We start from the raw sequence: 9,495 nt of genomic DNA, 5'->3' as shown, positions 1-9,495 counted from the left end.
GTATCTGACCCTAGTACGCGTATAAGAGACAGGAACAACGTCCCAGCCGCCACCCATCCTCGGAGGCGAGCACGGCCACCGACCAATGCCCCAGCCGCATCCACTCAGATGCGGAGTCCCAGTGCACCGGTGGGACAGTGTCCTGCCCGTGCAGCCGGGACAGCGTCCCTCCCGGTGCCCCACGCAGGCAGATCGGCCGGGACGCGGTGTGCCGTCCCTTTCCTGGGGCGAATGCCTTAGGCGAGGCCGGCGAGGAGGGCGTTGACGCCGTCGGTGAGGACGCGTTCGCCTTCCTCGCGCGAGTTCAGGAACCAGCCCGGGAGCGGGCTGCGGAGTGAACATGTGAGCTCGATGCTGACGATGCCGTGGATCGTGGTCCACACCAGGTACGCCGCGCGTACGGGATCGATGGAGCGGATGAGGTGGGCGTCGGCCGCCGCGGAGGTGGCCTCGGTGAGCAGGGAGAAGGTCAGGCCGAGGGCGTCGTGGCGCTGTTCGGGTGAGGGGTCAAAGTCGGGGAGCGGGCGCTCGAACATCAAGGCGTAGAGGGCGGGATCGGACAGGGCGAACCGCCGGTACCCGTATGCCACCGCCATGATCCGGGCGAGCGGGTCCGTGTGGCCGTTCAGCGACGTGGTCATCGCTTCGTGGAGGATGCTGAAGCCGTACCGGTAGATCGCCTCGAGGAGGCCGGCGCGGCCGCCGAAGCAGGTGTAGATGCCCATGGTGGAGGTGCCGGCGGCGTCCGCCACGCGGCGGAGGGTGAGGTGCAGCGCCCCTTGGTCACGAAGGACGCGCATGCCCGCGTCGAGCAGGTCCTGACGCAGGGCGCCGAGTTCTTTCGGGGTGCTTACGTCTCTCGGCACGCTCTCACCATATCTGGCGATAACGCACATCATAACGAGTGTTATCACCGAGAGAAGGGACATTTCGAGATGCGGGTCTATCGGGTCACGGGGACGGCGGGGTTCATCTGCGCTCTGCTGCTCGTGGTCAATTCCGCCAGACGGGCCGGGTTCCTGCCGGAGACGGCTCTCACACACGCCATCGCGCCGTTCGCGGCGCTGACCGGCTTACTCGCGATCACGGGGATCTATCTGCATATCCGGGGTACGGCGGGGAGTCTCGGGCTCGTCGGTTACGTGCTCAACTCGGCGGGGCTGGCTGGTGCGTTCGCCATCGAGTACATCCTTCATTTCGTCTTCCCGTACTTGGGCGGTGGCACGGTGAGTGCCCTGCTGGCGGGGAGCACCGGGCGGGCGTTTCTGGTCACATCGGTCGTCATGGTGGTGGGGGTGCTGACGTTCAGCGCGGCCGCGGTCCGGGGCAGGGCGATGCCGATCGTGGCCGTCAGCCTGTACGCCGTGGGCATGATTCCCGGGTCGCTGCGGAGCCTGGTGCCAGTGCCCGTCTATCTGGGCGGGCTGGTTATGGCAGCGGTCGGTGTCGCGTGGATGGCGGCACGGCTCTGGTCCGCGGAGGAGGAGCCCGTCACGGTGGCCCGTGGAGCGAGGAGGGGCGTGCGGCCCACCGCATAGGGATACGTGCCGCGGACACACGACCGCCGAGGCGGAGGGCGCGGGCGCGCGTCTGCCCAGTTGCGGACGATGGGCGCACGACTGCCCGGGTGCCAGCCGTAGGCGCACGACCGCCCAGGCGCCAGCCGTAGGCGCACGACCGCCGAGATCCGGGCCGCAGGAGCTAGGCACGGCTGCCCAGCCGGGAGGCACTGGCGCTCGACTGCGCTCGGCCTGCCCGCTCAGGGCCGGGGCGGAAGGTGCCCGACCTGTCGCGATGCACCCCATGGGGCCGCGCCCTCGGGGTGCACGTCGGCCGAGGTGGGAACGCTGGCGTGCACCCAGAGGAGCCGGAACGGCGAGGCGTCGCCGGACTCGGAGAGCCGACATGGCGACAGATGACGCCGGGCATGGAAGAGCCGAAGTGGTGGCACACGTCGTCGAGCACGAAAGAGCCCGAGAAAGTGCGCGCGTTGCAGGGCGCAGAAGAGCCGAAGCAAGAGCGCGCCTTACCAGGCGCGGAAGAGCCGAAGCAAGAGCGCGCCTTACAAGGCGCGGAAGACCCGAAGCAAGAGCGCGCGTTGCCGAGCGCAGAAGGGCCGAGGCGAGTGCGCCTGTCGCGGGAGGCGGAAGGGCCTCGGGTGGCGTGGAGGTGTGGGGTGTGGTGGACGTGGGAAGAGCCGGGCGCTGGGTGCGCCCGGCTCTTCATTCATCTGGCTCACAGGGAGATCCTGCGCCGGCGGCAGGATCTGCCCGGTCAGACCTGCCGGCTCAGGGCCTTGCGGAGGCGGTCGTTGGCCCTCTTGACCTCTCGCCGCGCCCGCTGCACCCGGCTGACGTGCAGAGCGAGACGTTGCTCCGCAGCCTCCCGGTGGAGGGTTTGTATTCGGTCATTGACCAGGTCATGGATGAGATCAGACACTGCGATGCTCCTAGTCGGGTGAGTCCTCATTGGTTTTTCGCTTTCTTGCTAGAAGGTGCGCGGTTGTTCAGGCAGCGACCGGGTGCTTGCGGGGACGCCCGCGCGGACGCTTGCGGGGAACGACGGTCCCCCGGAGGATCAGTTCGCCGCCCCAGACGCCCCATGGCTCCTCGCGCTCGAGCGCGCGGTCCAAGCAGGCCTTCTGGATCGGGCAGCCGCCGCAGAGCGCCTTCGCGAACTCCACGTCCTCCGGCGACTCGGCGAACCACAGGTCAGGGTCGGTACGACAGGGGATCTTGGCTTCGTCGATCAGGTCCATGATCGTCTTGGCCCCCATCTTCTTCTCCTTTTGTCGATCTTTTTTGATCTTGGTCGGACACCTCGTAGGTGGTCGGGATCACGGACAAAGAAATAGGCCGCGGATCCGTCTGTGGATCCGCGGCCTGGGGGCTACTGTCGCCGGTCAGGTTATGACCGGTGTATCCCTCCAGGGTTGCGGACCGCACAGTCCACCCTTGGTGAGCTGGTTGGCCGGCAGTTCGATACGTGCTGCGTAGACGGGAGCGCCTTGCACAGCCGCGCCGAAGTGGGCGCGCGCATAGAAGGCGGCGACCTGGCTACGGACAGACTTCTCGTGCCGCAGCTTGGCCGGCCCATCGACGAGCCTCACCGAGTCACGGCATGCGGAAGCGAGCCACTTCGTGGCAGACATCTGAATGCTGATCACCGGGGCTCACCTCCACTCTCGAGATCGTCGGAACAGGAGTGTCCGACTCGCTTGACCATGACCCTAAACCGGGAACCCGGGAAGGGGCAACACATTTTCGACCTGCGATTTTGTAACTTCGTCGCCCTATTTCAGTGGCCGGATCATGGCCTCCTGGACGACGGAGACCACGAGATCGCCCGACGCGGTGAACATCTCACCACGAGCCAGCCCCCTCGCGCCAGCCGACCACGGCGACTCCTGAGCGTAGAGCAGCCAGTCGTCGGCCTTGAAGGGGCGGTGGAACCACATGGCGTGATCCAGTGAGGCGCCCATGATGTTCGAGACGCCCCAGGCCATGCCGTGCGCCAGCAGGATCGTGTCGACCAGCGTGAAGTCGGAGGCGTACGCGGCCAGCACCACGTGCAGGAGCGGATCGTCGGGCAGCTCGGCGTCGTAGCGGAACCACACGTTGGTCTTGGCGCTGCGCAACTCGGGCTTGTCGTACGCCTCCCAGGTCAGCGGCGAGGCATGCCTGGAGTCCACGGGCCGGGGCCGCGACAACCAGTCGCGGAACTCCGGATGATCGCCGACCAGCTCGAACATGCGCTCCTGGAACGTGGGCAACGTCTCGGGATCCGGCACCGCGGGCATCACGGACGCCTGGTGTTCGGCGCCCTCCTCGAGGACGTGGAACGACGCCGACATCGTGAAGATCGCTTTGCCGTGCTGGACCGCGACGACCCTGCGGGTGCTGAACGAACGCCCGTCACGCACCCGCTCCACGTTGTAGACGATCGGGATCGACGGGTCGCCGGGGCGGATGAAGTACGCGTGGAGCGAGTGCACGTTGCGGTCGCCGGTGACCGTACGCCCGGCCGCGACCAGGGCCTGCGCCGCCACCTGCCCGCCGAAGACGCGTTGGATGCGCTCCTCGGGGCTCCTTCCCCGGAAGATGTCCAGCTCGATCTGCTCCAGGTCGAGCAGGTCGAGCAGCTCCTTGAGCGCCTCGTTCACGTCTCTGTCCCCCTCCTACGTTCCGATCCTCGGACAAGTCTGACGTGCCGCCCCATTTCCTCCCAAACGCGGCCTGGCAGGTCTGATGATCCCCTGCCGGGATTTCGGGCTGGTTACGAGCGGCAGAGGGTCAGGACCGCCGCGCCGTACCGCTCGATCTTGACGCGGCCGATGCCCGCGATCGACAGCAGCTCCTGCTCCGTCGTCGGCGCCCGCTCCGCGATGGCCTGCAGCGTCACGTCCGTGAAGATGACGTACGGCGGGACCTTGGACTCCTTGGCCGTGGCCGTGCGCCACGCCTTCAGCCGCTCCAGCAGCGCCTCGTCGTAGTCCGCCGGGCAGGTCGCGCACCGGCCCAGCTTCTGTTCGGCCGCCGCCACCAGTGTCTTGGCGCAGACCCGGCAGCTGACGGGCGCGGCCACCGTACGGCGCTCGCGGCCGGCCGGCGCCAGGCGGGGCGGGCTGGAGGCGCGGCCGGTGAGGCCGTCGAGAAAACGGGACGGGCGGCGGCCCTTGCGCCCGCCGGGGGCGCGGGCGAGCGCCCAGGAGAGCGACAGGTGCTCGCGGGCCCGGGTGATGCCGACGTAGAGGAGCCGGCGCTCCTCCTCGATCTGCTCCGGGGTCTCGGCGTAAATGATCGGGAGCATGCCGTCGGTGAGACCGACGAGGAACACGGCGTCCCATTCGAGGCCTTTGGCGGCGTGCAGAGAGGCCAGGGTGACGCCTTCGACGGGAGGGGCGTGCTGTTCGGAGGCCCGGCGTTCCAGCTCGGCGACGAACGCGGGCAGGTCGGCGCCCTCGGCGGCCAGGTCCTCGGCCAGGTCGGCCAGGGCCTTCAGCGACTCCCACTTCTCCCTGGCCTTGCCACCGCCGGGCGGTGTCGGGGTCAGGCCGACGCCGGCGAGGATGTGGTGCACCTCCGAGGCCAGCGGCTCGCCCATGGCCGAGCGGGCGGCGCCGCGGAGCAGGACGACCGCCTGGCGGACCTCGGGGCGTTCGAAGAAGCGCTCGGCGCCGCGCAGCATGTACGGGATCTCGGCCTTGGCCAGGGCCTCCTCGTACGCCTCCGACTGGGAGTTGACCCGGAACAGCACGGCGATCTCCCGCGCCGGCACCCCCTTGTCGAGCAGCTTCCTGATGGCCCGGGCGGCCCCGGCGGCCTCGGCGGGCTCGTCGTCGTGCTCCGTGAACGCCGGCTTCGGGCCGTCCGGACGCTGGGCGAGCAGCTCCAGGCGGTGCGGCGACTTGCTCTTGGCGATGACCAGGTTGGCGAGGTCGACCACCTGCGGGGTGGAGCGGTAGTCGCGGACCAGCTTGATGACGGCGGCCTGCGGATGCTCCACCGCGAACCCGGTCAGATAACGCGGGCTGGCGCCGGTGAAGGAGTAGATCGTCTGGTTGGGGTCGCCGACCACGCAGATGTCGTCGCGCCCGCCGAGCCAGGTGTCGAGCAGCAGCTTCTGCAACGGGTTGACGTCCTGGTATTCGTCGACCACGAAATAGCGGTATTGCTGGCGGATCTGCGCCGCCACCTCCTGGTGCTCGGTCATCACGGCCGCGGTCAGCTCCAGGATGGTCTCGAAGTCCACCAGGTGACGCTCGCGCCGGAGACGCTCGTACGCCTCGTAGAGCCGGGCGATCTCCTCGGCCGGCGCGGGCGGCGTGCGGTGATATTTGGCCGCGGCGGCGATGTAGTCCTCCGGGCCTATCTGGGTGACCTTGGCCCACTCGATCTCGGAGGCGATGTCCCGCAACTCGGACCGATCCGGATTTTTCCTGATCTGGCGGCAGGCCTCCACCAGCACCGGCAACTTCGACTCGATGATCGAGGGCGCCTCGCCGCCGATCACTCGCGGCCAGAAATAGGTGAGCTGGCGCAGCGCGGCGGCATGGAACGTGCGGGCCTGCACACCGGGCGCCCCCAGCGCGCGCAGCCGCTGGCGCAGCTCCCCAGCAGCCCGAGTGGTGAACGTCACAGCCAACACACTCTGTGCGTCGACGACCCCGCTGCGTACCGCGTGCGCGATCCGGTGGGTGATCGCCCTGGTCTTGCCCGTGCCCGCGCCCGCGAGCACGCACACGGGCCCACGCACGGCCTCAGCGACCGCGCGCTGCTCCGGATCCAGGCCCGTCAGGACGTCGTCCACATTCGTCACCCGTTCATCTTCCCAGTACTGGCGACCTAGGACCTTATTCTGGCAACATGCGGGCCGGGTTATGTTCTTCGTCAACGAGATGCAAAGAACTGGTCTCTTCCCCCACAATGGGGCCGACCATCTGCATGGGGGAAAGGAAGGCCGTGCGAACTGCGGTTTACGTGGGCGCGCTCGCGCTCGCTGCCGTTGCGCTCACACCCGTCGCCGCGACCGCGACGACAAAGGAGCCCACACCCTCCCCTACGGTGAGCAACCCGGTTAACTCCGACGGCATCGGCGGCCTCAGCACGGAGACGGTCGCGTACGGCAGCCACCGGCACCAGCAGATGGACGTCTGGTGGACCCCGGACGGCATGGAGCGGCCCGGCGTCTTCCTCATCCACGGCGGTTGGTGGTCGAGCGGCGACAAGAAGTACATGAAGGAGATCACCCGCAGCTACGCCGAGCTCGGCTACACGGTCTTCAACCTCAACTACCGCCTGTCCGGCGACGCCGCCTGGCCCGCGCAGCGCACCGACGCGCTGGCGGCGATCGCCGCGGCGCGCAAGCACGCCGACCGGTGGGCGTTCGACCCGAACAACTATGTGCTCGTCGGCTTCTCCGCGGGCGGCCACATCGCCGCGGCCGTCGGCACGTACGGCGACGGCATCGGCGGGCTCAAGGGCGTGGTCGGCCTGTCGCCGATCATCTCGCCGCTGCGGGCCTACTCCGACGGCGAGAACACCACCGACCCCAGCAAGCGCAAGCTCCGCGAGTCCGCGATCCGCCTGGCCGGCGGCTGCGCGCCCAAGGGCAAGTGCTCGCGCGTCTGGGCCAGCATGGAGGTGGCCTGGCACGCCAGCCGGCGCGACGCGCCGATGTTGTCCATCCACTCGCAGGACGAATTCGTGCCGCCGGTGCAGAGCATGTTGCTCAAGCAGATGCTCGGCCAGGTGGGCGTGCCGGTGACGGTGATCACCCAGCCGGGGGTCAACCACAGCGCGCCCCTCTACCGCGAGCCCGGCGTGGCCGAGCGTGTACAGGCGTGGATCACCGAACGCATCGGCTGAGCCCCCAAGGAGCCCGAGGATTAACCGGGCACTTCGCGTTGTTGCACGGAGCGTCTGTTTCCTGACCTTGGAGGGATGTCCCAACATGGCGCTCACCGTCTACAGCACCACCTGGTGCGGCCCATGCAAGCGGCTCAAGGCCCAGCTGACCCGTGAGGGCATCAGCTTCCGCGAGGTCGACATCGAGCGTGACCCGTCGGCGGCCGAGTTCGTGATGAGCGTCAACAACGGCAACCAGGTCGTGCCCACCGTGGTGATCGAAACCTCGAACGGGCGCGTCGTACGGACGAACCCCTCCGCCCTCGAGGTCAAGGCCCTCCTCGAAGCGGCCTGATCGCCGCCGACATCAGGTCCGCTCGAAGCGGCCCGATCGCCGCCGTTCCAGCCTGGTACGGCGGCGGGCTCGGCGGCGTACCAGGTCTAGTCGTAGGCCAGCTCGCCGCCGTACCAGGTCTCGATGAGGCGGCGGGCGATCGACACGGGCGGTGGCAGGCGCAGCTCGCCTGACTCCAGCGCCGCCACCAGCTCCGCACGCGAGTACCAGCGTGCCTCGGCGATCTCCTCCGCGTCCGGCGTGAGCGTCGTCGATGTCGCCTCGGCGAAGAAGCCGAGCATGAGGCTGCGCGGGAACGGCCAGGGCTGGCTGCCGAGGTAGCGGGGGTTGACGACGGTGACGCCGACCTCCTCCGCGACCTCGCGTACGACGGCGTGTTCCAGCGACTCCCCCGGCTCGACGAACCCCGCCAGGATCGACAACCGGCCCTTCGGCCACTGCGGGCCGCGGGCGAGCAGGCAGCGGTCGGTCGCGTCGCGGATCAGCATGATCACGGCGGGGTCGACGCGCGGGAAGTGCTGGCTGCCGTCCTCCGGACAGACCCGGATGTGGCCGCCGGCCTGGATGGCGGTGCGGGCGCCGCAGCGCGGGCAGTATTCGTGCGTCGTGTGCCAGGCCTCCAGCGCCACGGCGTAGACCAGCAACCCCGCGTCACGGTCGCCGAGCAGGCCTCCGACCTGGCGCAACCCGGCCGCCACCGGCTGGCCCTCGGGGGCCTCGTGCAGCTTCATCGGGATCATCACGCGCCCGTTGAGCTCACCCCTGGGCATGCCGGGCAGCGGCGCGGCCACCGCGAAATAGCTGACTCCGTCCTCCACCCCCAGCAGGTAACGCTGTCCCTGCGGCGCGTCCGCGGGGCCGAACAGCACCGCGCTCACCTCGTCACCGATCCGCCGCACTAGCGTGTGACCGTCGTCGATCACCAGCACCCTGGTCGTAGGGTCGGACCACGCCTGCTCCAGCCACCGCCCGTCGGCACGCAGCGCCGCGGATCTGTCTATGGTGCCCCGCGCCAGAAGCAGGGGTCCGATGAGTTGCTCTTCCGCGGTCGTCTCCACTGGCCGCCCCCTCCCAAATACCATGTCATCCTATGACCTCGCGATTAGCCCCTGATGAGGGAATCAGGGCCCGGAGCGATCTCGGTACGGCTAGGATCATCCAGTTAGGTTAGCCTTACCTGATTCACCGGGGGTGCCTTCGCGTTGCGGCTCTACCTGACCGCGCTCAAGCCGACCGACTCCGTCACGGACGGCTTCCTGCCCGCGGCCCGCGCACTGGGCTGCGAGGTGACGATCCTCACCGATCGGCCGGAGCAACATCCGGACGCGGTGGCGTGCGACGTACGCGACCCGCGTGCCCTGATCGACACGGTCGAGCAGCTCGGCAGGCCCGACGCGATCTTCTCCAACTCCGACCACCTGCAGGTGGAGACCGCGCTGGCCGCGGCCTACTTCGGGCTGCCCGGCAAGGACTGGCGGGCCTGTGTGGCCGCCAAGAACAAGTTCCTGATGCGTCGCAAACTCCTCGAGGCGGGTGTGGAGCGGGTCAGGTCGGTACGGCTCGCGCCCGGCGACCCGGTGCCCGGCGACCTGCCCTATCCGGTCGTGCTGAAACCCCGGGAAGGTGTGGCCAGCGAGGACGTCATACTCGTCGAGCGGGACCTGGCCGGGGCGGTGGCCGCGGTCAGGAGGCGGCGGCCGGGTGCGGCGCTGGTCGTGGAGGAGTACCTCGAAGGGCCGCTGCGGACGCTCGAGACGCTGGGCGACGGGGACGGGGACGGGGACGAGCTGCGGG

Annotated in this window: 11 protein-coding genes; 4 read left to right on the top strand and 7 right to left on the bottom strand. The window is 69.0% G+C overall.

Going from position 1 to position 9,495, the window contains the following annotated elements:
• Positions 1-236: 236 nt before the first annotated feature.
• On the bottom strand, positions 237-866 hold the full coding sequence (locus tag ETD86_RS49815; RefSeq protein ID WP_170223728.1) for a TetR/AcrR family transcriptional regulator: 630 nt from the start codon (positions 864-866) through the stop codon (positions 237-239).
• Between the two features lie 69 nt (positions 867-935).
• On the opposite strand from ETD86_RS49815, the gene ETD86_RS49810 reads away from it, so the two are divergent.
• Positions 936-1,538 (top strand): hypothetical protein, encoded by a 603-nt coding sequence (locus ETD86_RS49810; protein WP_138673619.1) that lies wholly within the window; start codon positions 936-938, stop codon positions 1,536-1,538.
• A 736-nt stretch (positions 1,539-2,274) separates the two neighbouring features.
• Here the strand turns inward: ETD86_RS49810 and ETD86_RS56305 are convergent.
• The 5 genes from ETD86_RS56305 to ETD86_RS49790 all read right to left on the bottom strand — a co-directional run bounded on the left by ETD86_RS56305 (position 2,275) and on the right by ETD86_RS49790 (position 6,309).
• Positions 2,275-2,439: a hypothetical protein gene (locus tag ETD86_RS56305; protein WP_170223727.1), complete on the bottom strand. Its 165-nt coding sequence runs from the start codon at positions 2,437-2,439 to the stop codon at positions 2,275-2,277.
• 67 nt (positions 2,440-2,506) lie between these two features.
• The gene (locus ETD86_RS49805; RefSeq protein WP_043630546.1) at positions 2,507-2,776 is read right to left on the bottom strand and encodes a WhiB family transcriptional regulator; all 270 of its coding nucleotides are present in this window, start codon (positions 2,774-2,776) and stop codon (positions 2,507-2,509) included.
• Between the two features lie 126 nt (positions 2,777-2,902).
• A complete protein-coding gene (locus tag ETD86_RS49800) occupies positions 2,903-3,166 on the bottom strand; it encodes a hypothetical protein (protein WP_138673618.1) in 264 nt (87 codons plus the stop codon).
• Between the two features lie 126 nt (positions 3,167-3,292).
• A complete protein-coding gene (gene tesB, locus ETD86_RS49795) occupies positions 3,293-4,162 on the bottom strand; it encodes an acyl-CoA thioesterase II (protein ID WP_138673617.1) in 870 nt (289 codons plus the stop codon).
• Positions 4,163-4,275: 113 nt separating this feature from the next.
• Positions 4,276-6,309 carry an ATP-dependent DNA helicase UvrD2 gene (locus ETD86_RS49790; protein WP_138673622.1) on the bottom strand — a complete coding sequence of 678 codons (2,034 nt, stop codon included), beginning with the start codon at positions 6,307-6,309 and terminating at the stop codon, positions 4,276-4,278.
• A gap of 152 nt (positions 6,310-6,461) precedes the next feature.
• Here ETD86_RS49790 and ETD86_RS49785 point away from each other — a divergent pair, with 152 nt between their 5' ends.
• Together ETD86_RS49785 and ETD86_RS49780 are read left to right on the top strand one after the other, a co-directional pair.
• On the top strand, positions 6,462-7,367 hold the full coding sequence (locus tag ETD86_RS49785) for an alpha/beta hydrolase (protein ID WP_246149449.1): 906 nt from the start codon (positions 6,462-6,464) through the stop codon (positions 7,365-7,367).
• 85 nt (positions 7,368-7,452) lie between these two features.
• Positions 7,453-7,701: a mycoredoxin gene (locus ETD86_RS49780; protein ID WP_138673616.1), complete on the top strand. Its 249-nt coding sequence runs from the start codon at positions 7,453-7,455 to the stop codon at positions 7,699-7,701.
• Between the two features lie 86 nt (positions 7,702-7,787).
• Here the strand turns inward: ETD86_RS49780 and nudC are convergent, their stop codons facing one another.
• The gene (gene nudC / locus ETD86_RS49775) at positions 7,788-8,759 is read right to left on the bottom strand and encodes an NAD(+) diphosphatase (protein ID WP_246149448.1); all 972 of its coding nucleotides are present in this window, start codon (positions 8,757-8,759) and stop codon (positions 7,788-7,790) included.
• A 144-nt stretch (positions 8,760-8,903) separates the two neighbouring features.
• On the opposite strand from nudC, the gene ETD86_RS49770 reads away from it, so the two are divergent.
• On the top strand, positions 8,904-9,495 hold a 592-nt coding region (locus ETD86_RS49770), incomplete at its 3' end, for an ATP-grasp domain-containing protein (protein ID WP_425465710.1).

It is taken from the genome of Nonomuraea turkmeniaca (assembly GCF_005889735.1).
In the GTDB taxonomy this organism is placed as follows: Bacteria; Actinomycetota; Actinomycetes; order Streptosporangiales; family Streptosporangiaceae; genus Nonomuraea; species Nonomuraea turkmeniaca.
Note: the sequence above shows the minus strand (reverse complement) of the source record. Positions and strands in the feature narration are given on the sequence as shown.